The following is a 23,638-nucleotide window of genomic DNA, read 5'->3' as shown; positions in this document are numbered from 1 at the left end:
GACATCATGTCGCGTCGTCAGAACCGGTGGCACGCATTGGGGTGAGACCGTCGGTCTGTTTTGCCCGATATCGGCAGCTCAGAACGGTCTTCGCCCACGGCCCGCCGGTGGTCACGGGCCCGGCGGCGACACGGGCGCCGGGACCGGGTAGCGGATCGCGTGCTGCGAGCCGCGCACCCCGGTGGGACTGCCCTTGGGCTCGGTGCACGCGATGTCGTAGTTGGTGGGTCCGTCGGTGGTGTCGGACCCGTGCTTGCGCGGCGTGCCCTCGTACCCCGCGGTGCACGCCGGCGGGTTGAACATGTTGAGCACCAGACCGAGATGACCGGTGCCGTCCGGCGAGAGGGTGTGGGTGAAGGCCGAGATCATCGGCAGCGCGACCAGCGTCTGCTCCAGCGCGGGACCGCGCACGCTGGTCAGCTGCATGGTGGTGAGCAGGTTCGCGGCCACGATGCCGAAGTCGGTGCCCATCGAGCGCGTGAGCTCCTGCACCTCGGTGGCCGCGCCCGGCGCCTCCTGGATGGTCTTGCGCAGATCGGGGTCGGACTGCTTGAGCTGCCCGGAGATCTGCCGCAGCCCGGTGCTGAACTCGGTGAGGTTCTGCGCCTGCTCCTGCTGGGTGCGCAGCACGACGTCGCTGTTGTCCAGCAACCCCGCGGTCTGCGGCAGGTTCTGCTGCGCGGCGGTGGTGAAGGAGCTGGTGGTGTCGAGCAGCTTCTGCAGGTGGGAGCCGGTGCCGTCGAAGGCGGTCCCGACCTCGGTGACCACCGTCCGCAGCTTGTCGGTCGGCACTCCCGCGACCAGCCGGTCCACGTTGACCAGCAGCGATTCGGGCGCGGGCGGGATGGAGGTGCGCTCGATCGGGATGACCGAGCCCTCCTCCAAGTAGGGACCTCCGCGGTGCTGCGGCTGCAGGTCGATGTACTGCTCGCCGACCGCCGAGCGGTTGGCCACCACGGCGCGGGCGTCGGCGGGGATCTGCGGTGCGCCGTCGTTGATGTGCAGGTCGGCGGCGATGCCCTCGTGGGTCAGCCGCAGCGCGGTGACCCGGCCGACGGCCACGCCGCGGTAGCTGACCTCGGAGTTGGTGAACAACCCGCCGGATTCGGGCAGCTGCACCGACACCGGGTAGCCGTTGGAGCCGAACAGCCGGTCCAGCCCGGCGTAGCGACCGCCGACGAAACCCACGCCGACCACCGCGATGACCAGGAACAGCGCCAGCTGCACCTTCACCTTGCGCGCCATCATCGGGAACCTCCTCCGGACAGTCCCGGCAGCAACCCGCCGTCCGGCTGCGTCCCGGGGATCGGCAGCGGCGGCAGCGCTGGTGCGCCGGGCGGCAGCGGGATGTTGGCACCGGACTGGCCGGAATCGGAGAGGCCCGGGATCGGGATCGGCGGCCCGGAGGACCGCGCGAAGTTCTCGTAGAGCGCGGACAGGTCCAGGTCGATGAGCACGTCGGTGTTCACGAAGTCGCCCTTGAGCGGGACCATCGCGTACTCCGGGAACGGGTAGGTCGACAGGAACGCCATCGCCTTGGGCAGATCGGTGCCGGTCTTGGCGAGCTGCTGGAGCGTCGGCGCGAGCGCGTGCAGGTCGGCCACCAGGTCCTCGCGGCTGGCCTCGACGGTGCGGGTCGCCGTGCCGGAGAGCTTGTCCAGCGATTGCAGCATCCCGACCAGCTGACCCCGCTGGGCCTCGATCTCGCGCAGCCCCGGGGAGAGCCCGTCGAGGGCGGTGTTGATGTTGCCGGTCTGCTCGCGCAGGTTCGCCGAGAGCCGGTTGAGCCCGTCGAGGGCCTTGGTGATCTCGCCGCGCTGGCCGTCGAGCCGGGTGACCACGTCGTTGACGTTGCCCAGCAGCGAGCGGATCTCCTCCTCGTTGCCGGTGAACGCCTTGTTGAGCTCCTGCACGATCGTCTGCAGCTGCTCGATGCCACCACCGTTGAGCAGCAGCGACACCGCGCCGAGCACCTCTTCGATCTGCGGGTTGCGGTTGGTGCGGTCCAGCGGGATCACCGCGCCGTCGGCGAGCTTGCCGGCGGCGTTGTCGGGCGGTGGTGCGAGTTCGACGAACTTCTCCCCCAGCAGGCTCGACTGGCGCAGCCGCGCGTAGGCGTTGGCGGGCAACCGCACGTCGCCGTTGACCCGCAGGGTCACCATCGCGGTCGTGTTGTCGGCGCTGAGGTCGATGCGGTCGATGCGCCCGACCGCCACGTCGTTGACCTTCACGCTGGCCTGCGGCACCAGGTCCAGCACGTCGTGGAAGTGCACCGTCACCGCGTAGGGGCGGTCGCCGAGCTCGGCGCCACCGGGCAGCGGCGTGTTGTAGAGACCCGTGAAACCGGCTGGACCGCAACCGGACACCAGCAGCAGCGACAGGGAGCCTGCCAGCAGCGCGCACCGTCTGGCCGTCATGGCGTCCCCGCCCCTCGCTTCATCGCGTCGACCAACGGCAGCGGCACCGGGTTCTCGCCCTTGCCGAGCTGGTCCGGGACGTCGCCCGCACCGGTCTGGAGCTTGCCGAGCACGTCGGCGACCGACGGCAGCGGCGCCAGGCCCTCGACGACGGGGTTGAGCTTCTCGCAGGTGTCGCGCAGCGACTGCGGGATGGGCTCGGGAAGCGGCGTGACGTTGGCGATCAGCCTGCACACCAGCAGGATCGGCGGCTGCGCGAGCTCCTGCGGGTTCCAGCGGGAGGCCACGCTGCCCGAGGCGGAGTCGTAGGCGTTGATGAAGTTGGTCGTGGCCAGCGGCATCAGGTCCAGCACCTCGGCCAGCGCTTCCCGCTGGTCGACCAGTGCCTGGGTGACGCCGGTGAGGTTGCGGACGTTGGAGGACATGTGGTCGCGGTTGTCGTGGACGAACCGCTGGACGTCGTCGAGCGCGATCGCCAGCGAGTGCAGCGAGGTGCCCAGCTGCTCGCGCTCGGAGGCGAGGTAGCCGGTGGTGTCGGCCATCCGGCCGTAGAGCTCGCGGATCTGCTGGTCGCTCTGGGCCAGCGTGCCGGTGAACTGGTTGAGGTTGTCCACCGTGGCGAACAGGTCGTCCTGGTTCTCCGACAAGGTCGTGGAGAGCTCGCCGAGCCGCTTGATCGTGGTGTTGAGGTCCTGGCCGTTGCCCTCCACCGTCGCCGCCGTGGTGTTGAGGACGTCGTTGAGCGCGCCTTCGCGGTTGGCCCCGTCCGGGCCGAGCGCGGTGGACAGGGCGTTGACGCTCTTGTAGAGCTCGTCGAGCTCGGCGGGGGTGGCGGTGCGCTTGCGGTCGAGGACCGCGCCGGAGGCCATCACCTCGCCCTGCGTGTACGCGGGGGTGAGCTGCACGTAGCGGTCGCTGACCAGGCTCGGCGCGACGACCACGGCGTTGGCGTCAGCGGGGATCCGCACCCCGTCGTCGACGTGCATGTCGACCCGCACCACCGGCCCTTCGGGCGTCACGGTCTCGATCTGGCCGACCTTGACGCCGAGCACCCGCACGCTGGAACCCGCGTAGAGGCCGACGGCCTTGTCGAAGTAGGCGGTGATGGTGGTGCCGCCGGCGGACAGCGTCCACCACAGCGCTCCGGCGGTGACCAGCGCCAGCGCGCACAGCACGGCGATCATGCGGGTGAGCCTGCTCATCGGCCGCCTCCCTCGGGAACCGGGAGCTCGCACTCGGGGGTGTTGGTCTGGATCGGGCCGGCGTGGATCGGCGGCGGCAGCAGACCGCAGAAGTAGCCCTCGAACCAGCGGCCGTTGCTGATGGTGTTGTTGAAACCGCGCACGTAGGGCTGGAGCGCTCCGATGGCCCTGTCCAGGTTGTCCTGGTTGCGCTTGAGCATCGCGGTGAGCTGGTCGAGCTGGGCGAGCGCGGGCTTCATCTGCTCCTGGTTGTCGGCCACCAGGCCGCGCAGCTGGTTCGAGAGGTTCTCGGTGCCCACCAGCAGTCCGCTGATCGCCTGCTTGCGGGCCTGCACCTCCGACAGCAGCAGGTTCCCGTCGGAGACGAGCTTGCTGACCTGCTGGTCGCGGTCGGCGACGATGCCGGAGACGTTGCTGGCGTTGCGCATCAGGTCGGCGAGCTGCTGGTCCCGGGAGGCGATGGTCTGCGAGAGCTGGGACAGGCCGTTGACGGCCTGGTCCATGTGCTGCGGCGCGCCGCGCATGGTGTCGGACATGACCCGGAAGCTCTCGGCGAGCTTGCCGCTGTCGAGCTGCCCGGTGGTCTGCGTCAGCTGGTCGATGGCGTCGGGGATGTCGAACGGAGAACTGGTGTTGCGCACCGGGATCGGCTCGGACAGCTCATCTTCACCGGCCGGTCGCAGGCTGACGAACTTCTCGCCGAGCAGCGTCTTGATCTGGATGTCGGCGCTGGTGCGGTCGCCGACCTCGCGTCCGTCCACTGTGAACGACACCAGAACCCGGTCGCCCTCCAGCGACACGTCGTCGACCTCGCCGACCTTCACCCCGGCGATCTGCACCTCGTTCCCCGGCTCCAGCCCGGCGGATTCGGCGAGGTACGCCGAGTAGGAGTTGCCGGAGCCGATCAGCGGCAGGTCCTTGGTGGAGAACGCCGTCAGCGTCCCGAGCACCATCAGCGCGATCGTGACGAGGCCGACGGTGACCTGGTTGCGGGCCCGTAGTGGTTTCATCGGCATCTCTCCGGCAACTGGGTCGTCGGCACGGGCAGGAGCGGGACGTTGATGTTGAGCTGGTCGATGCGGATGTTGCCGGTGACCTGGCACGAGTAGTAGTTGAACCAGCCGCCGTAGCTGACGGTCCGGGTGAGCCGGTCCAGCCGTCCCGGCATGGTCTGCAGCGTGTGGTCCAGCAGCGGCAGGTCCTTGTTGAGCAGCCCGGTGACGTCGCGCAGCGCCGCGATGTCCTGCTGCAGCGGCGGTCTGGCCTGCTCGACGAGCCCGGTGGTGGTGTTGGTCAGCTCGTCGAGGGCGCCGATGGCCTCGCCGACCGGCTCGCGCTGCTCGGCCAGCCCGGTGGTGAGCCGTTGCAGCGCGTCGATGAGCTCGGCCAGTTGCGGGCCGCGTTCGTTGACGTTGCCCAGCACGGCGTTGAGGTTGTCGATGACCTGACCGATGACCTCGTCCTTCTTCGCCAGCGTCCCGGTCAGCGACGCGGTGTGCGCCAGCAGGCTGTCGACGGTGCCGCCCTCGCCCTGCAGCACCTTCACCAGCTCGCCGGAGAGCTGGTTGACGTCCTCCGGGTTGAGCGCCTGGAACAGCGGTTTGAAGCCGTTGAACAGGGCGGTGAGGTTCAGCGCCGGGTGGGTGCGCTCCAGCGGGATCTCGTCGCCGGGCCGCAGCACGTCGGCCGGATCGCGCAGCGGCGCGTCCAGCGCGAGGTAGCGCTGGCCCGCGATGTTGCGGAACTTCACGGTGGCCTGGGCGTCGCGCGGCAGCTTCCGGGCGCTGTCGACGTCGAAGCGCACCAGGGCGTGGTCGTCGGCGTCGACTTCGAGCTCGGTGACCCTGCCGACCTTGACCCCGGCGATGCGCACGTCATCGCCCTCGCCGAGCCCGGAGGCGTCGGCGAAGCGGGCGGTGTACTCGTGGGCGTCGCCGGAGGAGTTGGCGGCGATGGTGGACACCAGGATCCCGGTCAGGGTCAGCGTGACCGCCACGAAGACGATCAGCTTGATCAGCGGTGCGGTGATCGACCTCATCGCACGGTCACCTCCGCGTTCCGGAACAGCGGCCCGACCAGCAGGCTCGTCCAGTCGGGGACGGCCTTGGGCTGGACCTGCAGGCGCGGGGCCATCAGGGCGGCGAGCAGGTCGCGCTCGGGCTGGGAGTTGGCCACCGACGAGCTCGCCGACTGCGGCGAGGTCGACGCCGGCGCCCCGCCGGACTTCTTCCACGGGAACACCGCGTCGCGGTCCAGCGGCGGCTCGGGCTTGAACGAGCCGTCGTTGAGCGGGCCGCCCGGCGGGTACTGGGGGAACGTCTCCGGTGCCTCGACGAACGGGTAGCAGCGGGGACCGCGGTGCTCCAGGTTCTTCGGATCATCCCGGCCCGGCAGGTACTTGCCGCGGCTGCCGGTGATCTCCAGGGTCATCCGCGCCATGTTGGGGGTGTCGGTCCCCTTGCCGAAGGTGAGATCGGCGTTCTTGGTGCCTGCCTGGAACTGCTGGAGCATGCAGGGGTACTGCGGCGAGTACTTCGCCAGCAGCTCCAAAGTGGACCGCGAGGTGCCCGCCAGCCGGATGAAGTTGTTGCCGTTGGCCGACAGGAACCGGTCCATCTCACCGCTGGCGCTGGTCAGCGCGCCGGTCATCTGCTGGAGCTGACCGCGCTGCTCGACGACGGTGCGGCTGGTGGTGGTGAGGTCGTTGACCGCCTGCATCAGGTCGGGTGCCGCGTCGGCGTAGTTCTCGGCGACGTCGTCGACCCGGCTGATCACCGATTCCATCTTCGGCAGCGACGGGTCGAAGTCCTGCAGGTAGCGGTCGAGCTGAACCAGCGTGTCGCCGAGCTGCTCGCCGCGCCCTTCCAGCGCCTGGGAGACGGCGTTGAGGGTGGTGGAGACCTGCTGCGGCTGCACCGCCTGCAGCACCGGCATCAGGTCGCCGAGCACCTTCTCGATCTCCATCGCCGAGGCGCTGCGGTCCTGCGGGATGACGTCCCCCGCGCTCAACGTCGCCGAGGCCGCCTCCTCCGGGATGTCCAGGGCCACGTAGCGCTCGCCGAAGAGGGTTTTCGGCAGCAGCCGCGCGGAGGCGTTGGCCGGGATCATGCCCGCCTTCTCCGGTTGCAGCGCCAGCCTCAGGTCGGCGTGGCCGTTGCCCGCGTCGATGGCCCGCACCTCGCCGACCACGACACCGCGCACCTTGACGTCGGCGCCCGGCATCATCTGGTTGCCCGCGGTGTCGGCGCGCACGGTCACCGCGACGAAGCGGGTGAAGGCCTTGTTGTACATCCCGATCGTGCCCGCCAGGAACAACCCGGCGACGACCAGGAACGCGATGCCCATCGCCTGGTAGCGGCGTCTGCTGCGCGCCTCGATCATCCGGCGATCCGAACCGTCGTGGTCGATCCCCAGATCGCCAGGCTGCAGAAGAAGTCGAGCACGGTCACCAGCACGATGGAGGTCCGCACCGCGCGGCCGACGGCGATGCCCACCCCGGCCGGACCGCCGCTGGCGGTGTAGCCGTAGTAGCAGTGGGTCAGGATCACCGCGACGCTGAAGACCATGACCTTGCCGAAGGACCACAAGACGTCCTCCGGGGGTAGGAACAGGTGGAAGTAGTGGTCGTAGGTGCCCGCCGACTGCCCGTAGACCCACACCGTGATCTGCCGCGACGCCAGGTAGGAGCCCAGCAGCCCCACCACGTAGAGCGGGATGACAGCGGCGACACCCGCCAGCACCCGGCTGGTGACCAGGTACGGAACGCTGCGCACACCCATGACTTCCAGCGCGTCGATCTCGTCGGAGATGCGCATCGCGCCCAGCTGCGCGGTGAACCCGCAGCCGACGGTGGCCGACAGCGCGAGTCCGGCCGACAGCGGCGCCACCTCGCGGGTGTCGAAGTAGGCGGCGATGAACCCGGTGAGCGCGGCGGTTCCGAGCTGGTTCAGCGAGGAGTAGCCCTGGAGGCCGACGACCGCGCCGGTGGCCATGGTCATGCCGACCATCACGCCGAGCGTGCCGCCGATGATGGCCAGCGCACCGCTGCCGAAGACGACCTCGGTGAGCAGCCGCATCGTCTCCTTGCGGTACTTGGTCAGCGTGACCGGCACCAGCGCCAGGGCGCGCACGTAGAACGAGAGCTGCCAGCCGAGGTTGGCCAGCACGTCACCGGGCCGGGAGGCGGCCTTGGCGATGCGGCGCTGCACCGGGGCCGGTGTCGGCGGGGGTGTCGTTTCCAGGACTGCCATCTCACAAGCCCTTCGGCGGCACGAGTTGCAGGTAGATGCCCGTGACCAGCAGGTTGATCATGAACAGCAGCAGGAACGTGATGACCACCGCCTGGTTGACCGCGTCCCCGACGCCCTTGGGCCCGCCGGTGGGGTTGAGCCCCCGGTAGGCGGCGACGACCCCGGCGACGAACCCGTAGATGGCGGCCTTGATCTCGCTGACCCAGATGTCGGGCAGCGAGGCCAGCGCGTTGAAGCTGGCCAGGTAGGCGCCCGGCGTGCCGCCCTGCAGGATCACGTTGAAGAAGTAGCCGCCGAGCACGCCGACGACGCTGACCAGGCCGTTGAGCAGCAGCGACACCAGCACCGCGCCGAGCACCCTGGGCACGATCAGCCGGTGGATCGGCGAGATCCCCAGCACCTCCATGGCGTCGATCTCCTCGCGGATGGACCGGGCGCCGATGTCGGCGCACACCGCCGAACCGCCCGCACCGGCCACCAGCAGCGCGGTGATCAGCGGGCTGGCCTGCTGCAGGATCGCCAGCGCGCTGGCGGCGCCGGTGAACGACTGGGCACCGATCTGCTGGGTCAGCGAACCCAGCTGCATGGCGATCACCGCGCCGAACGGGATGGCCACCATGGCGGTCGGCAGGATCGTCACGCTGGCGAAGAACCACGCCTGCTGGATCCACTCGCGCACCGCGAACGGCCGACGTGGCGTGAGGCGCACGACTTCCCAGGCCAGCGTGGCGATCTTGCCCACGTGGCCGAGGGCCGTCGAGATTCCGGCGACCGGCGCGCTCATGACCGCCGCTCCTGGATACCCATGCTTCCTCCCGGCCTCGTTGACGGAATGGTTCTGCGTGCCGCCTGGGAGCCCGGCGGGTGGGCGACGCTCGCTACGGGATCGAGAGGACGTCGTTGGCGGAGAAGGACTTCTCGGGATCGCGGCCGGCGAAGTAGGCGCCGAGGCCGGATTCCAGGTCCTCCTGCGTCCAGAGCTCGCCGGGTGCGGCGAACTTCTGCTCGATGGTGGGCGGCGCGAGCAGGGCGACGGTGCCGCTGTGCACCACGAAGACCTGCCCGCTGATGTCCTTCGCGGACGGTCCGGCGAGGTAGGCCACCAGCGGGGCGACGTGCTCGACCGACATCGGGTCCACGCCCTGGTCGGGGGCGTCGCCGAAGGTCTGCTCGGTCATCGCGGTGCGGGCGCGCGGGCAGATCGCGTTGGCGCGCACGCCCATTCGCGACATCGCGCGGGCGGTGGAGACGGTCAGCGCGGCGATGCCGCCCTTGGCCGCGGCGTAGTTGGGCTGCCCCGCGGAGCCGAGCAAGAACGCCTCGGATGCGGTGTTGATGACGCTGCCGCAGGTGGCCCCGGTGTCCTTGTACTCCTGGCGCCAGTGCGCGGTCGCGTTGCGGGAGAGCAGGAAGTGGCCGCGCAGGTGCACCCGCAGCACGTCGTCCCACTCCTGGTCGCTCATCTTGAACAGCATCCGGTCGCGGAGCAGTCCGGCGTTGTTGACCACCACGTGCAGCCCGCCGAGGCGTTCGGTGGCGGCGGCCATCATCTGGGCGGAGACGTCGGAGTCGGAGACGTCGCCGACGACGGCGACCGCCTTGGTGCCGATCTCCTCGATCTCGGAGACCACGGCGTGCGCCGCGTCGGTGACGTCGTTGACCACGACGTTCGCCCCGGCTCGAGCGAGCGCGAGCGCTTCGGCCCGCCCCAGTCCCGCACCGGCTCCGGTGACGATCGCTACCTTTCCGTCCACACTCGACACGTGCGCCTCACCTCGGGTCGAAAGTGACGATCTGGCGCACCACCGCGTTGTCCCCGCTGCGCAGTGCGGCCAGCCCGTCGTTGATGTCCGCCAGCGGCAGCCGCCGGCTGATCATGCCTTCCAGGTCCAGCAATCCCGCCCGCCACAGCTCGACCATCCGGCCGGTGTCCCGGCGCGGATCGGCCGAACCGTAGAAGGAGGGGACGATGTTCTTCTCGTTGATGAACAGCTCCTGGGCGGAGAACTCGACCTTCTGCTCCTCGCCGCCCGCTCCGACGATCACCGCGGTGCCGCCGCGGCGAGCGGCGTCGTAGGCCGCGCGGATGGTCGCGGCCAGGCCCACGACCTCGAAGGCGTAGTCGAAACCGCGTCCGCCGGTGACCTCGTCGCGGACCTCGGCGAGCCCGTCCGGCGTGGTGGCGTGCGTGGCGCCGAAGCGCAGCGCCGCCTCGTGCTTGGCCACCGCGGGGTCGACCGCGACGATGCGCGAGGCACCGGCGATCCGAGCTCCCTGGATGACCGAGATCCCCACGCCCCCGCAGCCGATGACGACCACGGTGGACCCGGGCTCGACCTGCGCGGTGTTGAGCACCGCGCCGACGCCGGTCAGCACGCCGCAGCCGATCAGCGCGGCGGCCTCGTAGGGCACGTCGTCGTCGACCTTGACCGCGGCGTCGGCCGGGATCACGAGCTCTTCGGCGAAGGTCCCGCACCCGGCGAAGCCGAAGGCGGACTCGCCGCCGACCTCGAAGCGGGGCGAGACGAAGGCGTTGACGGTGTGCACCTCGCACAGGTGCGGCTGCCCGTTCAGGCAGACCGCGCAGCGGCTGCACGGCGGCACGAAGGAGAGCACCACGCGGTCGCCCTCGCGGAGGTGCGAGACCCTCTCACCTGCCGCGATCACGTCACCGGCGCCCTCATGCCCCATGATCCCGGGGGCCAGCGCGGGCAGTCCGCCGCTCATGGCCGACAGGTCGCTGTGGCAGATGCCCGACGCCCGGACCCGCACGCGCACCTCGTCGGGGCCCACCTCGGCGGTGGCCACGTCCGAGCGCACGTCGAGCTCGGGGTCGCCGATCTGCTTCAGCACGGCTGCCCTCATCGGCACGCTCCTCACCGGATCGACCCCCGCCACGGCGCGGGGAGGTGTTAGCCAACACACACTAGAATGTGTTCTCGCTCAGTATCAAGTGCCGCGTTCAGATGCGCGTATTACGCAGAACATTCAGTCTCGAAGCCAGTCGCCACAAATGAAAACGCGTTCTAGCGAATGGGACCTTTCGGTCACATTCGGGTCACGGGATCGCGAGCGCGCCAACCCTCGGGCCTTCAACGAGCGAAGCCGGAGCCCGGTCACTGCTCCATTCGGACGCGACCTCGAGTTGCGACCCTTGCTTTTAGAACACGTTACACCTTTGATGGCGAGACGGTGACCGCCTGGTCTCGACCAGATCGTGACCGCCGGTCTATGATTTTAGAAACGTGTTTCACAAGCGCGTACCACCCCGGGAGGATGCATGCGCATCGCCTACACGCCCGAGCACGAGAAGCTGCGGGAGGAGTTGCGCGCCTACTTCGCCGATCTGATGACGCCCGAGCTCCGCCAGGAGCTGTCGCAGGGCGATTACGGCGACGGCGGCGCCTACAAGCAGCTGGTGCGGCAGATGGGGGCCGACGGCTGGCTGGCACTGGGCTGGCCCGAGGAGTACGGCGGGCAGAACCGCAGCATGCTGGAGCAGCTGATCTTCACCGACGAGGCGGCCATCGCCGGCGCCCCGGTCCCGTTCCTGACGCTCAACAGCATCGCGCCGACCATCATGCGGTTCGGCACCGACGAGCAGAAGTCCCACTTCCTGCCCAAGATCGCCGCCGGTGAGATCCACTTCGCCATCGGCTACTCCGAGCCCGAAGCGGGCACCGACCTGGCCTCGCTGCGCACCACCGCCGTCCGCGACGGCGAGGACTACGTGATCAACGGCCAGAAGATGTGGACCAGCCTCATCCAGTACGCCGACTACGTCTGGCTGGCCTGCCGCACCGACCCCGAGGCGCGCAAGCACCGCGGGCTCAGCGTGCTCGTCGTGCCCACCTCCTCCCCCGGCTTCTCCTGGACCCCGGTGCACACCGTGTCCGGACCGACGACCAGCGCCACCTACTACTCCGACGTGCGGGTTCCGACGTCGTCGCTGGTGGGGACCGAGAACGAGGGCTGGCCGCTGGTGACCAACCAGCTCAACCACGAGCGCGTCGCGCTCACCTCCGCCGCCCCGCTGCAGCTGGCGCTCTCGGAGGTGCGGGACTGGGCGGCGCAGACCCGGTTGTCCGACGGGCGGCGGGTGATCGACCAGGAGTGGGTGCAGCAGCACCTCGCGCGGGTGCACGCCGGCGCGGAGTTCCTGAAGCTGATGAACTGGAAGATCGCCACCACCGCCGAGAAGCACCCCGCCCCGGCCGCGGCGTCGGCGACGAAGGTCTTCGGCACCGAGTTCGCCACCGAGGCCTACCGGCTGCTCATGGAGGTGCTGGGCACCTCGGGCTACGTCCGCTCCGGATCGAAGGGCGCGGTGCTGGCCGGGCGGATCGAGCGGATGCACCGCTCGGCGCTGATCCTCACCTTCGGCGGCGGCACGAACGAGGTGCAGCGCGACATCATCGCCGCCGTCGGCCTCGGCCTTCCCCCCGCGAAGCGTTGACCGCACCCGCACACCACCTCCCAGGAGGCGACATGGATTTCACCTTGACCGAGGCCCAGGAGGACCTGGCCGGGCTGGTCGGGCGCATCCTCGGTGACAAGGTCACCAACGAGCGGCTGCGCGAGATCGACGCGCAGGACGACCGCTTCGACCTCGCGCTGTGGACCGAGCTGGCCAAGGCCGACGTGCTCACCGCGGCGCTGCCCGACGGCGGTTTCGGGTTGCTGGAGCAGTGCAGCGTGCTGATCGAGATCGGCCGCGCGGTGGCCCCCGTGCCCTACTTGCCGTCGATCACCATGGGTGCCACGACGCTGGCCGAGTTCGGCACCGACGAGCACCGGCAGCGCTGGGTCGAACCCGCCGCTCGCGGCGAGGTCGTGCTCACCGCCGCGCTGACCGAGGACGGCGGCGCCGCACCGGACTCCCCCGCCACCCGCGCCGAGCGCGACGGCGACCAGTGGGTGCTCACCGGCACCAAGGTCACCGTGCCCTCCGGCCCCATCGCCGACCTCGTGCTCGTCCCGGCCGCCACCGCCGACGGACCGCGCCTCTTCCTGGTCCGCCCCGGCGACCCGGGTGCGCGGATGCAGCGCCAGGAGATCGTCGACGGCGACAGCGAGGGCTGGTTGGAGCTCTCCGGCGTCCGCATCAGCAACGCCGACGTGCTCGGTTCCGAAGCGCTGCACCAGCTCATCGTCCGAGCGACGATCGGCGTGTGCGCGGTGCAGGTCGGCGTGCTCTCCGGCGCGTTGGAGCGCACCAGCGCCTACGCCGGGGAGCGGGTGCAGTTCGGCCGTCCGATCGGCACCTTCCAGGCCGTGGCGCAGCGGCTGGCCGACGGCTTCATCGACGTGGAGGCCGCGCGGCTGACCCTCTGGCAGGCCGCCTGGATGGCCTCCGAGGGCATGCCGTGCGCGGAAGAGGCCGCCACCGCGAAGTTCTGGGCCGCCGAAGCCGGGCACCGGTTGGCGCACACGGCGGTTCACGTGCACGGCGGCGTCGGCATCGACGTCGACCACGAGCTGCACCGCTACTTCGTGGCCGCCAAGCGCGGCGAGTTCGCGCTGGGCGGGGCGACCGCGCAGCTGCGCCGGATCGGCGCGGGCCTGGCGGCGCGATGAGCTCGGCGCTGTCGCGGCCGGAGGTGATGCCGACGGTCACCGAACTGCTGCTGGCCAGGGCCGACGACCACCGGCCGGGACTGCGCACCGAGGACGGCGAGTGGACGTGGGCCGAGCACGTCCGGCACAGCGCGGAACGCGCCGCGCTGCTGCGGGAGCTGCTGCCCTCCGGCGAGCCGCCGCACATCGGCGTGCTGCTGGACAACGTCCCGGAGTTCTCGTTCCTGCTCGGCGGTGCCGCGCTGTCGGGTTCGGTGGTGGTCGGCCTCAACCCGACCCGCAGGGGCGCGGCGCTGGAACGCGACATCCGCCTGGCCGACTGCCGGATCGTGCTCGCCGACGCCGCCTACGCGCCGCTGCTGGAGGACCTGGACCTCGACGGGATCGAGGTCTTCGCGCTGGAATCCTGGCACCGCGAGCTCGACAGGCACGCCGGTGCGCCCCTGAACCCGGTGCCCGCCCGCGGCGACGACCTGCTGGTCCTGGTGTTCACCTCGGGCACCGGGGGCGATCCGAAGGCGGTGCGCTGCACCCACGCCAAGATCGCCTTCCCGGGCCGGATGCTGGCCGAGCGCTTCGGGCTCGGCGACGAGGACGTCGCCTACGTCTCGATGCCGCTGTTCCACTCCAACGCCCTGATGGCGGGCTGGTCGGTCGGGCTGGCGGCGGGCGCGGCGCTGGCCCTGCGGCCGAAGTTCTCGGCCTCCGGCTTCCTGCCGGACGTGCGGCGCTACGGCGCGACCTACGCCAACTACGTCGGCACGCCGCTGTCCTACGTGCTGGCCACCCCGGCGAGATCGGACGACGCCGACAACCCGCTGCGCGTCGTCTACGGCAACGAGGGCAACCAGCGCGACATCGCGCGTTTCGCGGAGCGCTTCGGCTGCCACGTCGTCGACGGCTTCGGCTCCTCGGAGGGCGGTATCGCGGTCACCCGCACCGCGGACACCCCTCCGGGCGCGCTGGGCAAGGCCACCGACGGTGTCGCGGTCTTCGACCCGGACACCGGAAAGCCCTGCCCGGCGGCGGAGTTCGACGACTCCGGCCTGCTGCTCAACGGCGAGGCGGCGATCGGCGAGCTGGTCAACACCACCGGGCCCGGCTGGTTCGCCGGCTACTACGGGGCGCCGGAGGCCGACGCGGAGCGGATGCGCGACGGCATGTACTGGAGCGGCGACCTCGGCTACCTCGACGCGGACGGCTTCTGCTACTTCGCGGGGCGTTCGAGCGACTGGCTCCGGGTGGACGGCGAGAACCTGGGCGCAGCACCGATCGAGCGAATCCTGCTGCGCCACCCCCAGATCCAGGAGGTCGCTGTCTACGCGGGACCGGCGGAGGTGGGTGATTCGGTGATGGCGGCGATCACCACCACCGACGGGTTCGACCCGGCGTCGCTGGACGACTTCCTGACGGCGCAGGCGGATCTGGGGCCCAAGCAGTGGCCGAGCTACGTCCGGCTGGTGTCCGAGCTGCCCCGGACCTCCACGCACAAGGTGCTCAAGCGCGAGCTCGCCGCGGAGGGCGTCCGGACTCGCGATCCGGTGTGGCGCCGCGTCGAGGACACCTACCGACCTCAAAATCTATAACTTGTTCTAATTTCCTCCAATCGAGCAACGTCAACAGATGGCGTGGCCGACCCCTATTCCTATAACCTGTTTCACATACAACACATGACTGATGGAGGGACGCGATGAGCGGGACGGAGCGTGAGCACGGGGTGCGCACGATCGATGCCGGTGCCCCGCCACAACGGTTCGCTCGGGGGTGGCACTGCCTGGGCCCCGTCGAGGAGTTCCAGGACGGCAAGCCGCACGCGGTGCACGCGTTCGGCACCAAGCTCGTGGTCTTCGCCGACAGCCGGGGCGAGCTGCACGTGCTCGACGGCTACTGCAGGCACATGGGCGGCGACCTCACCCAGGGCGAGATCAAGGGCGACTCGGTTGCCTGCCCCTTCCACGACTGGCGCTGGGGTGGCAACGGCCGCTGCACCTCCATCCCCTACGCCAAGCGGGTTCCCGGCCGCGCACGCACGCGCTCGTGGCTGACGCTGCAGGAGAACAAGCAGCTGTTCGTCTACCACGACCCGCAGGGCAACCCGCCGCCCGCGGAGGTCACGATCCCGCGGATCGACGAGGTCTTCACCGACGAGTGGTCGAACTGGACCTGGGACCGCGTGCAGATCGACAACTCCAACTGCCGCGAGATCATCGACAACGTCGTGGACATGGCGCACTTCTTCTACGTGCACTTCGCCTTCCCGACGTACTTCAAGAACATCTTCGAGGGCCACGTCGCCACCCAGCACCTGCACTCGCGCGGACGTCCCGACGTGGGCGCCTCGCAGGGCAACTACGCCGGCGACGACACCACGCTGCGCTCGGAAGCCAGCTACTACGGGCCCTCGTACATGATCAACCGGCTGTGGACCGAGTTCAAGGGCACGCCGATCGACGCCTACCTCATCAACTGCCACTACCCGATCTCGCCGACGAGCTTCGTCCTCCAGTGGGGCGTTTCGGTCAAGAAGTTGCCCGGTCTCGACGACGAGCAGGCCGACATGGTGGCGGGCAAGTTCGCCAAGTCCTTCGGCGTCGGGTTCCTCCAGGACGTGGAGATCTGGCGGAACAAGTCCCGGATCGACAACCCGCTGCTGGTCGAGGAGGACGGGCCGGTCTACCAGCTCCGCCGCTGGTACGACCAGTTCTACGTGGACGTCGAGGACGTCAGCGAGGAGATGACCTCCCGCTTCGAGTTCGAGGTGGACACCACGCGCGCCGTGCAGGCGTGGGAGGCCGAGGTCGCCGAGAACCTGGCCCGGCGCGAGTCGGAGGGAGCCGGCACGTCATGACGGCCGCCCGCACCGACGTCCCCGCCAGCACGACCGCCGATCAGCGGCTCTACCTGGAGGGCGGACTGCGCCCGCTGCCCTGCGCCACGTGCGGGGTGCGGGTGCTGGTCAAGAAGCTCAGCCCGGAGCAGACCAGCATCCAGTGGACCACCTCGACCGGCGACTGCCCGGAGATCGCCGCCCGCATCGCCGAGGGCGAGCACCCGGCGCTCGTGGACACCTGCCCCCGGTTGCGCGCCACCATCGAGCACGCGCTCCGCGAAGGAATCCTGGAAGTTCCCGAAATCAAGGAGTGATTTCCGAGAACACCGGTGGAACGGGTTACCGATCACACCGTGTTAACGTGATCTTGCGGTTGGCGCGCCAACGCCTTTCCGCCGATGCGCTAGGGGGCGTTGCGTCGATGAGTTCTGCCGCCAACCGGAACGGCCAGGGCGGACACGCGCTCAACGCGATGGCCGACGACGAGCTCACCGCCACCGCCCAGCGCGACCGCCGCAAGCGGATCCTCGACGCGACCGTCGCCCTGGCCGACAAGGGCGGTTTCGACGCGGTGCAGATGCGCGCCGTCGCCGAGCGCGCCGACGTCGCGCTGGGCACGCTGTACCGCTACTTCCCGTCCAAGATCCACCTGCTGGTGGCGAGCCTGGTCCGCGAGCTGGAGCGCATCCAGGAACGCCTGGACCGCGCGCCGATCCGCGGCGATTCGCCCTACGAGCGGCTGCTGTTCGTGCTGAGCCGGCTCACCCGCGCGTTCCAGCGCAACCCGAACCTCTCCGAGGCGGTCACCCGCGCGCTGATGTCGGCGGACGCCTCGGCAGCCACCGAGGTCGACCTGGCCAACCGCATGATGGAGGCCATGTTCATCGCGGTGATGAGCGACGGCGAGCCCAGCGAGGAGCAGGTGGCCGTGGCCCGCGTGATCGGCGACGTCTGGCTGTCGAACCTCGTCGCCTGGGTGACCCGCAGAGCCTCCGCCACAGACGTCTCCAACCGCCTCGAACTCACAGTCCGCCTCCTCCTCCGCTGAAATTCCCCAAGACGTAGAACACGTTATCGTTCCGAATTGAGCCAAACACACCAAGCGACGAAGTCGCTTTCTCTTTGCCCCACCTGAGCAACCGGCACCGCCGCGGGTTCTGACACGTCTTCTGGGGAGGACAGCCGCAGCGCCGCGTATATCGACATACTCAAGTCGCGGATCCCGGAGCCAGAAGGCGTGCCAGGTTCCGCCACCCGCACCGCCACGCAAAGAGACCACGAACCCCGAGCGTTAGGCTCATCGTCATGACCGAGCCCGTCCGTCAGTTCTTGGAAGGCAAACGCGCCGAGACCGTTCGCCGGTTGCTGGACGCCACGGTCGACGAGCTGGAGGAACGCGGTTTCGGAGCTTTGACCGTGCGGTCGGTGGCCGAGCGCGCCGAGGTCTCCCGAGCCACCGCCTACTCCTACTTCTCCTCCAAGGAACACCTGGTCACGGCCGTGTTCTGGAAGCGCGTCCAGGCGTTGCCGCCCAGCGGCGAGGACCGCACCGGCAAGCCGGGCGCGGACGTCGCGCAGGTGGTGGACACGATCGCTCAGATGCTGGCCTCCGAACCGGCGCTGGTGCGGGCGTGCACCACGGCGCTGCTGGCCGATCAGCAGGAGGTCAAGCGGCTGCGCGACGAGATCGGCCAGGAGGTCTACCGGCGGCTGAACGACGCCGTCGGCGAGGCCGACCCGTCGGCGCTGGATGCCGTGATGACGGCGTTCGTGGGTTCGCTGGTGCTGGTGGGCAGCGGGTACCTGCCGATGGAGGACATGGCCTCGCACCTGGCGGGCATCACCGACCGGGTGCTGCGGCCGGCTGATCGTTGATGCTGCGCAGCACGCTGTCCCGCGCGGCGGGCGGAAGCTGGTCGAGCATGCCCATGACGCGGTTCTTCCGCCGCTGCACGGCCTGACGTTCCGGCAGCCCGGCGCTGACGGGCAGCTGCGGTGGCACGCCGACCACGCGCTGCTCGGCGGCGATCTGCCCGCTGGCCAGCCACTGGCGCTCGCGGTCGATGCTCGCCTGGTCCTTCTCCTCGCTCATGCCGATCGGGCCGGTCTTGTCGCCGCTGAGGAACTGCGCCACCACCGGGTCTTCGCTGGTGAGCAGGACTTCGCGCGGTCCGAACAGGACGAGTTCGCGGCGGAAGAGCATGCCCAGGTTGTCGGGCACGGTCCGGGCCAGGTTGATGTTGTGGGTGACGATCAGGATCGTGGCGTCCAGGTGCGCGTTGATGTCGATGAGCAGCTGCGAGAGGTAGGCGGTGCGCACCGGGTCCAGCCCGGAGTCCGGTTCGTCGCAGAGGATGATCTGCGGGTCGAGCACGAGGGCGCGGGCGAGTCCCGCACGCTTGCGCATCCCGCCGGAGATCTCCCCCGGCAGCTTGTCCTCGGCCCCGGACAGGCCGACCATCTCCATGCGTTCGAGCACGATGCGGCGGATCTCGGCCTCGGTCTTGCGGGTGTGCTCGCGCAGCGGGAACGCGACGTTGTCGAACAGGTCCATGGACCCGAACAGCGCCCCGTCCTGGAACAGCACGCCGAAGAGCTTGCGGATCTCGTAGAGCTCGTGCTCGCTGCACGAGCAGATGTCCACGCCGTTGACCAGGCAGCGCCCGTTCTCCGGCTTGAGCAGTCCGATCATGGACTTGAGGAACACCGACTTGCCGGTCCCGGACGGGCCGAGCAACGCCGAGACCTCGCCCTGCGGCAGCGTGAAGCCCACGTCCCGCCAGATCGTCTGCGGTCCGAAGGACTTGCTCAACCCCTCGATGACGACTTCAGCGCCCACACCCACTCCTCACGTCGACGTCGCAGGACTCGTCAGGCGATCACCGGAACCGCGCTCGCGGCACCGCGTTTCAGCGCCGGTAGTAGGCGTGGGTGGCGGTGGCCCCGCCGTCCGCCACGAATTCAGCGCCCGTGCAGTAGGTGCTCTCCTCGCTGGCGAGGAACACCACGAGTCCGACGATGTCCTCGGGTTGGCCGATGCGGCCGAGCGGGACCATCTCGCCGATGGGGCTGAGGTCGGTTCCCTCGCCGGTGAACTCCCGGGTCATGCCGGTGTCGAACATACCGGGGTGCACGGAGTTGACGCGGATGTTGCGCGGCCCGAGCTCCATGGCCGCGGCCTTGGTCATGCCCCGGATGGCGAACTTGCTCGCGGTGTAGGCGACCAGGTGCGGCATGCCGCCGAGGCCTTCGACGGAGGAGAAGTTCACGATCGAACCGCCACCGGCCTCGGTGAGCGCGGGGGCTGCGGCGCGCATGCCGAGGAAGGTGCCGAACTGGTTGACCCGCACGATGCGCTCGTAGTCGGCCAGCGAGGTGTCCTCCAGCGCGGAGAACATGAGCACGCCTGCGTTGTTGACCAGGACGTCGAGCCGGCCGAAGCCGTCGGTGGCCTGGGCGACGGCGTCGCTCCAGTCGTCCTCCTCGGAGACGTCGAGGTGCGCGTAGCCGGCGGATTCGCCGAGCTCGTCGGCGAGTTCCTTGCCCGGAGCGTCGAGGATGTCGGCGATGACCACCGAGGCGCCTTCGGCGACGAAGCCACGCGCGATGGCCGCGCCCTGCCCCCGCGCCGCGCCCGTGACCAGTGCGACCTTTCCCGCGAGCCGTCCCATGCGCCGCCCTCCCTGCCGAGCCGAAGCCGTCCGCATCCGAGACTAGAACACGTTCTCGACAAAAGGGAACCCACCTTGCAGCACGCCTTGAAAAGCGGATGAACTTGTTCTCGATTCAGCCCTCGGCGGGGTTGCCGGAGCGCGCCGAGCCGTACTAGCGTCTGGACACATGTCCAGTGGTGTCGTGTTCAGCCCGTACGACTACGCCGTGCACGCCGACCCCTACCCGACCTACGCGCGGCTGCGCGACGAAGCGCCGGTCTACCACAACGCCGAGCTCGATTTCTGGGCGCTGTCACGGCATTCCGACGTCGCCGCGCTGTTCCGCGACAACACCCGGCTGTCCAACGCCAACGGAGTCACGCTGGATCCGGCGGCGTGGGGCCCCCACGCGCACAAGACGATGTCGTTCCTCGCGCTCGACGATCCGCGGCACAACCGGCTTCGCTCGCTGGTCTCCCGCGGCTTCACCCCGCGCCGGGTGCGCGACCTGCAACCCCGCATCCTCGAACTCGCCCGCCGCCACCTGCATCCCGCGCTGGAGTCCGGCGAGTTCGACTTCGTGGCGGACTTCGCGGGCAAGTTCCCGATGGACGTGATCTCCGAGCTGATCGGCGTCCCGGACGCCGACCGGGACCGCTTGCGGGAACTCGCCGACACGCTGGTGCACCGCGAGGAAGGCGTTTTCGACGTCCCGCAGACGGCGATGGACGCCGCGCTGCACCTGGTCGCCTACTACTCCGACCTGCTCGCCGAGCGCCGCCGGGAACGCGCCGACGACCTCACCTCGGCACTGCTGGACGCGGAGATCGACGGCGACCGGCTCAGCGAGGACGAGATCATCGCGTTCCTGGTGCTGATGGTCGTCGCGGGCAACGAGACGACCACCAAGCTGCTGGCCAACGCCGTCTACTGGGCTCATCGCACTCCCGAGGAGCAGGCCAAGCCCTTGACCGACCCCGGTCGGGTGACCGACTGGATCGAGGAGACGCTGCGCTACGACACCTCGACCCAGGTCATCGCGCGCACCGCCACCGAAGACATCCGGCTGCACGAGACCACGATCCCCACCGGCGCTCGGGTGCTGCTGATGCCCGGATCGGCCAACCGCGACCCGCGCGCCTTCGACGACGCCGACCGCTACGACCTCGACCGCAACGCGGACAGCAAGATCGTCAGTTTCGGCGGCGGAACCCACTTCTGCCTCGGCGCGCACCTCGCGCGGCTGGAGGCGCGGATCGCGCTGACCGAGTTCGTCGAGCTGGTGAAGTCCTACGACGTCGACACCGACCGCGCGCAGCGGGTGCACTCCAGCAACGTGCGCGGCTTCGCGACCCTGCCCATCCGCGTGGAAAGCAGGTAGCCATGCCCAGATTCGAACCGAACCCGCAACGCCGCCCCACCGCGATCGCCGGCGCGTCGGCCGGGATCGGCGCGGCGACCGCCCAGGCCCTGGCCGCCGCCGGTCACCCGGTGGCGCTCGGCGCGCGCCGCGTCGACAAGTGCGAGGAGCTGGCGGAGAAGATCCGCGCCGACGGCGGTCAGGCCGTCGCCGTGCCGCTGGACGTCACCGACGAGGACTCGGTGACGGCGTTCGTGACCAGGACGACCGAGGAGCTCGGCGACATCGAGGTCCTGGTCTACGGCGCGGGCGACCTCGACGCCGACCTGGTGCACGAGATGGAGGGGTCGCGCTTCCAGGGCCAGCTCGACGTGCACCTCGGCGGAGCTCACCGCCTCACCTCGCGGGTCGTGCCCGGCATGGTCGAGCGCCAGCGCGGTGACGTGGTGTTCATCGGCTCCGACGTGGTCCCCAAACCCCGGCCCCGGATGGGCGCCTACGTGCCCGCGAAGGCCGGGCTGGAGGCCATGGCCCGGACGATGCGCATGGAGCTGGAGGGCACCGGGGTGCGCGCCAGCATCGTGCGGCCCGGACCCACCTTCACCTCGATGGGCATGCAGTGGGACGAGGAGACCACCGAAGCCGTGCTCAACGACTGGGTGAAGTGGGGCTTGGCGCGGCACCCGTACTTCCTGCGCGCCTCCGACATCGCCGACGCCGTGCACCACGTGATCTCCGCACCGCGCGGCGTGCATCTGAGCTTGATCGAGGTCGAACCCGAGGCACCGCTGGAGGAGAGATGACGCTGCTCGCGCCGAAACAGGTCTCCGGTGGCCGGCACGAGCACGGCCACCTCGAAGAGCTGCGCACCGATCCGATCGCGCTGATGCGCCGGGTGCGCGAGGAGTGCGGCGACGTCGGCGCCTTCGACCTGGCCGGGCGGCGGGTGGTGCTGCTGTCGGGAGCCGAGGCCAACGAGTTCTTCTTCCGCGCCTCCGACGACGACCTGGACCAGGCCGCCGCGTACCCGTTCATGACGCCGATCTTCGGGCAGGGCGTGGTCTTCGACGCCCCGCCCGAGCGGCGCAAGGAGATGCTGCACAACCAGGCGCTGCGCGGCGAGCAGATGCGCGGCCACGCCCAGACCATTGACGCCGAGATCGCCCGCGTGGTGGCCGGGTGGGGCGATGAGGGCGAGATCGACCTGCTGGACTTCTTCGCCGAGCTGACGATCTACACGTCCTCGGCGTGCCTGATCGGCAAGCGGTTCCGCGACCAGCTCGACCACCGCTTCGCCGAGCTCTACCACGAGCTGGAGCGCGGAACCGACGCGCTGGCCTACGTCGACCCCTACGCGCCGATCGAGAGCTTCCGGCGTCGGGACGAGGCGCGGTCCGGTCTGGTGCGGCTGGTGCAGGAGATCATGGACGGCCGGGCCGCGGCGGGGAAACCGCCGCGCGACGAGCGGGACATGCTCGACGTGCTGATGTCGGTCAAGGACGAGGCCGGTGAGCTGCGGTTCAGCGCCGACGAGATCACCGGGATGTTCATCTCGATGATGTTCGCCGGGCACCACACCAGCTCCGGCACGGCCGCGTGGACGCTCATCGAGCTGCTGCGCAACCCCGGCGTGATGGACGGGGTCGTCTCCGAGCTCGACGAGCTCTACTCCGACGGTTCGGAGGTGAGCTTCCGCTCGTTGCGGGCGATCCCGCGGCTGGAGGGCGCGATCAAGGAGGCGCTGCGGCTGCACCCGCCGCTGATCCTGCTGCTGCGCGTCGCTCAGGACGACTTCGAGGTGCGCGGGCAGCGGATCGAGCGCGGTGACTTCGTGGCCGCCACTCCCGCGATCTCCAACCGGATCCCGGAGGACTTCCCCGATCCCGAGTCGTTCCACCCGGAGCGCTACGCCGAGCCGCGCCAGGAGGACCTGGTCAACCGCTGGACCTGGATCCCCTTCGGAGCCGGACGGCACCGGTGCGTGGGGGCGGCGTTCGCGATGATGCAGCTCAAGGCGATCTTCTCGGTCCTGCTGCGGGACTTCAGCTTCGAGCTCGCGCAGCCTCCGGAGTCCTATCGCAACGATCACTCGAAGATGGTCGTCCAGCTCGCCCAGCCGTGCCGGGTGACCTACCGCCGCCGGAAGGAGTCCTGATGCGAGTCGTGTGCGATCTCGACCTGTGCCAGGGGCACGCGATGTGCGAGGTCGAGGCGCCGGAGGTGTTCTCGGTCCCCAAGCGCGGCAAGGTCGACGTGCTGATCAGCGAGCCGCCGGCGGATCTGCGCGCCGAGGTCGAACGCGCCGTGCAGGAGTGTCCCACGCAGGCCCTGAGCGTCGAGGAGGCTTGA

Annotated in this window: 23 protein-coding genes; 11 read left to right on the top strand and 12 right to left on the bottom strand. The window is 69.8% G+C overall.

All coding sequences use genetic code 11. From position 1 onward, the window contains the following. Positions 1-111: 111 nt before the first annotated feature. The 10 genes from KBO27_RS07410 to KBO27_RS07365 all read right to left on the bottom strand — a co-directional run bounded on the left by KBO27_RS07410 (position 112) and on the right by KBO27_RS07365 (position 10,734). A complete protein-coding gene (locus tag KBO27_RS07410) occupies positions 112-1,248 on the bottom strand; it encodes an MCE family protein (protein WP_210969168.1) in 1,137 nt (378 codons plus the stop codon). After that, entirely contained in the window at positions 1,245-2,417 is a 1,173-nt protein-coding gene (locus KBO27_RS07405; protein ID WP_210969167.1) for an MCE family protein, read from the bottom strand. The genes KBO27_RS07410 and KBO27_RS07405 overlap by 4 nt, the downstream gene beginning before the upstream one ends. Continuing rightward, positions 2,414-3,619: an MCE family protein gene (locus KBO27_RS07400; protein WP_210969166.1), complete on the bottom strand. Its 1,206-nt coding sequence runs from the start codon at positions 3,617-3,619 to the stop codon at positions 2,414-2,416. Before KBO27_RS07400 ends, KBO27_RS07405 begins: the two co-directional genes overlap by 4 nt. Continuing rightward, the gene (locus KBO27_RS07395) at positions 3,616-4,629 is read right to left on the bottom strand and encodes an MCE family protein (RefSeq protein ID WP_210969165.1); all 1,014 of its coding nucleotides are present in this window, start codon (positions 4,627-4,629) and stop codon (positions 3,616-3,618) included. Before KBO27_RS07395 ends, KBO27_RS07400 begins: the two co-directional genes overlap by 4 nt. Then, positions 4,626-5,657 carry an MCE family protein gene (locus tag KBO27_RS07390; RefSeq protein ID WP_210969164.1) on the bottom strand — a complete coding sequence of 344 codons (1,032 nt, stop codon included), beginning with the start codon at positions 5,655-5,657 and terminating at the stop codon, positions 4,626-4,628. The genes KBO27_RS07395 and KBO27_RS07390 overlap by 4 nt, the downstream gene beginning before the upstream one ends. Then, positions 5,654-7,000 (bottom strand): MCE family protein, encoded by a 1,347-nt coding sequence (locus tag KBO27_RS07385; RefSeq protein ID WP_210969163.1) that lies wholly within the window; start codon positions 6,998-7,000, stop codon positions 5,654-5,656. Before KBO27_RS07385 ends, KBO27_RS07390 begins: the two co-directional genes overlap by 4 nt. Continuing rightward, on the bottom strand, positions 6,997-7,869 hold the full coding sequence (locus KBO27_RS07380; RefSeq protein WP_132675266.1) for an MlaE family ABC transporter permease: 873 nt from the start codon (positions 7,867-7,869) through the stop codon (positions 6,997-6,999). The genes KBO27_RS07385 and KBO27_RS07380 overlap by 4 nt, the downstream gene beginning before the upstream one ends. 1 nt (position 7,870) lies before the next feature. Continuing rightward, positions 7,871-8,653: an MlaE family ABC transporter permease gene (locus tag KBO27_RS07375; protein ID WP_132684663.1), complete on the bottom strand. Its 783-nt coding sequence runs from the start codon at positions 8,651-8,653 to the stop codon at positions 7,871-7,873. Between the two features lie 94 nt (positions 8,654-8,747). Further along, positions 8,748-9,632, bottom strand: a complete 885-nt coding sequence (locus tag KBO27_RS07370; RefSeq protein WP_210969162.1) for a 3-oxoacyl-ACP reductase — start codon at positions 9,630-9,632, stop codon at positions 8,748-8,750. A gap of 7 nt (positions 9,633-9,639) precedes the next feature. Beyond that, on the bottom strand, positions 9,640-10,734 hold the full coding sequence (locus KBO27_RS07365) for a Zn-dependent alcohol dehydrogenase (RefSeq protein ID WP_210969161.1): 1,095 nt from the start codon (positions 10,732-10,734) through the stop codon (positions 9,640-9,642). A gap of 415 nt (positions 10,735-11,149) precedes the next feature. Between KBO27_RS07365 and KBO27_RS07360 the strand changes: the two genes are divergently transcribed. The 7 genes from KBO27_RS07360 to KBO27_RS07330 all read left to right on the top strand — a co-directional run bounded on the left by KBO27_RS07360 (position 11,150) and on the right by KBO27_RS07330 (position 18,151). Continuing rightward, positions 11,150-12,325: an acyl-CoA dehydrogenase family protein gene (locus KBO27_RS07360; protein WP_210969160.1), complete on the top strand. Its 1,176-nt coding sequence runs from the start codon at positions 11,150-11,152 to the stop codon at positions 12,323-12,325. Between the two features lie 32 nt (positions 12,326-12,357). Then, entirely contained in the window at positions 12,358-13,446 is a 1,089-nt protein-coding gene (locus KBO27_RS07355) for an acyl-CoA dehydrogenase family protein (protein WP_210969159.1), read from the top strand. After that, entirely contained in the window at positions 13,443-15,032 is a 1,590-nt protein-coding gene (locus KBO27_RS07350) for a long-chain-fatty-acid--CoA ligase (RefSeq protein WP_246536375.1), read from the top strand. The genes KBO27_RS07355 and KBO27_RS07350 overlap by 4 nt, the downstream gene beginning before the upstream one ends. 104 nt (positions 15,033-15,136) lie before the next feature. Continuing rightward, on the top strand, positions 15,137-16,294 hold the full coding sequence (locus KBO27_RS07345) for a 3-ketosteroid-9-alpha-monooxygenase, oxygenase component (protein ID WP_210969158.1): 1,158 nt from the start codon (positions 15,137-15,139) through the stop codon (positions 16,292-16,294). Then, positions 16,291-16,590, top strand: a complete 300-nt coding sequence (locus tag KBO27_RS07340; RefSeq protein ID WP_210969157.1) for a hypothetical protein — start codon at positions 16,291-16,293, stop codon at positions 16,588-16,590. Before KBO27_RS07345 ends, KBO27_RS07340 begins: the two co-directional genes overlap by 4 nt. 107 nt (positions 16,591-16,697) lie before the next feature. Then, complete coding sequence (kstR, locus tag KBO27_RS07335) at positions 16,698-17,324, top strand: cholesterol catabolism transcriptional regulator KstR (protein ID WP_210969156.1); 627 nt, start codon at positions 16,698-16,700, stop codon at positions 17,322-17,324. A 257-nt stretch (positions 17,325-17,581) separates the two neighbouring features. Further along, positions 17,582-18,151 (top strand): TetR/AcrR family transcriptional regulator, encoded by a 570-nt coding sequence (locus tag KBO27_RS07330; RefSeq protein WP_210969155.1) that lies wholly within the window; start codon positions 17,582-17,584, stop codon positions 18,149-18,151. Here KBO27_RS07330 and KBO27_RS07325 read toward each other — a convergent pair. Further along, the gene (locus KBO27_RS07325; RefSeq protein WP_210969154.1) at positions 18,117-19,115 is read right to left on the bottom strand and encodes an ABC transporter ATP-binding protein; all 999 of its coding nucleotides are present in this window, start codon (positions 19,113-19,115) and stop codon (positions 18,117-18,119) included. The two genes, KBO27_RS07330 and KBO27_RS07325, sit on opposite strands and share 35 nt — an antisense overlap. A gap of 70 nt (positions 19,116-19,185) precedes the next feature. Next, entirely contained in the window at positions 19,186-19,947 is a 762-nt protein-coding gene (locus tag KBO27_RS07320) for a glucose 1-dehydrogenase (RefSeq protein WP_210969153.1), read from the bottom strand. 169 nt (positions 19,948-20,116) lie between these two features. Between KBO27_RS07320 and KBO27_RS07315 the strand changes: the two genes are divergently transcribed. The 4 genes from KBO27_RS07315 to KBO27_RS07300 are packed head-to-tail and all read left to right on the top strand — an operon-like array spanning position 20,117 to position 23,638. Next, positions 20,117-21,310: a cytochrome P450 gene (locus KBO27_RS07315; RefSeq protein ID WP_210969152.1), complete on the top strand. Its 1,194-nt coding sequence runs from the start codon at positions 20,117-20,119 to the stop codon at positions 21,308-21,310. A 2-nt stretch (positions 21,311-21,312) separates the two neighbouring features. Beyond that, a complete protein-coding gene (locus tag KBO27_RS07310; protein ID WP_210969151.1) occupies positions 21,313-22,092 on the top strand; it encodes an SDR family oxidoreductase in 780 nt (259 codons plus the stop codon). Beyond that, a complete protein-coding gene (cyp51, locus tag KBO27_RS07305; protein WP_210969150.1) occupies positions 22,089-23,444 on the top strand; it encodes a lanosterol 14-alpha demethylase in 1,356 nt (451 codons plus the stop codon). The genes KBO27_RS07310 and cyp51 overlap by 4 nt, the downstream gene beginning before the upstream one ends. Next, positions 23,444-23,638, top strand: coding sequence for a ferredoxin (locus KBO27_RS07300; RefSeq protein ID WP_210969149.1), 195 nt, complete (start codon positions 23,444-23,446; stop codon positions 23,636-23,638). Before cyp51 ends, KBO27_RS07300 begins: the two co-directional genes overlap by 1 nt.

The sequence above is a fragment of the Saccharopolyspora endophytica genome (assembly GCF_018070075.1).
Classification (GTDB): Bacteria; Actinomycetota; Actinomycetes; order Mycobacteriales; family Pseudonocardiaceae; genus Saccharopolyspora; species Saccharopolyspora endophytica.
This window is presented reverse-complemented; position numbering and strand designations above follow the sequence as displayed.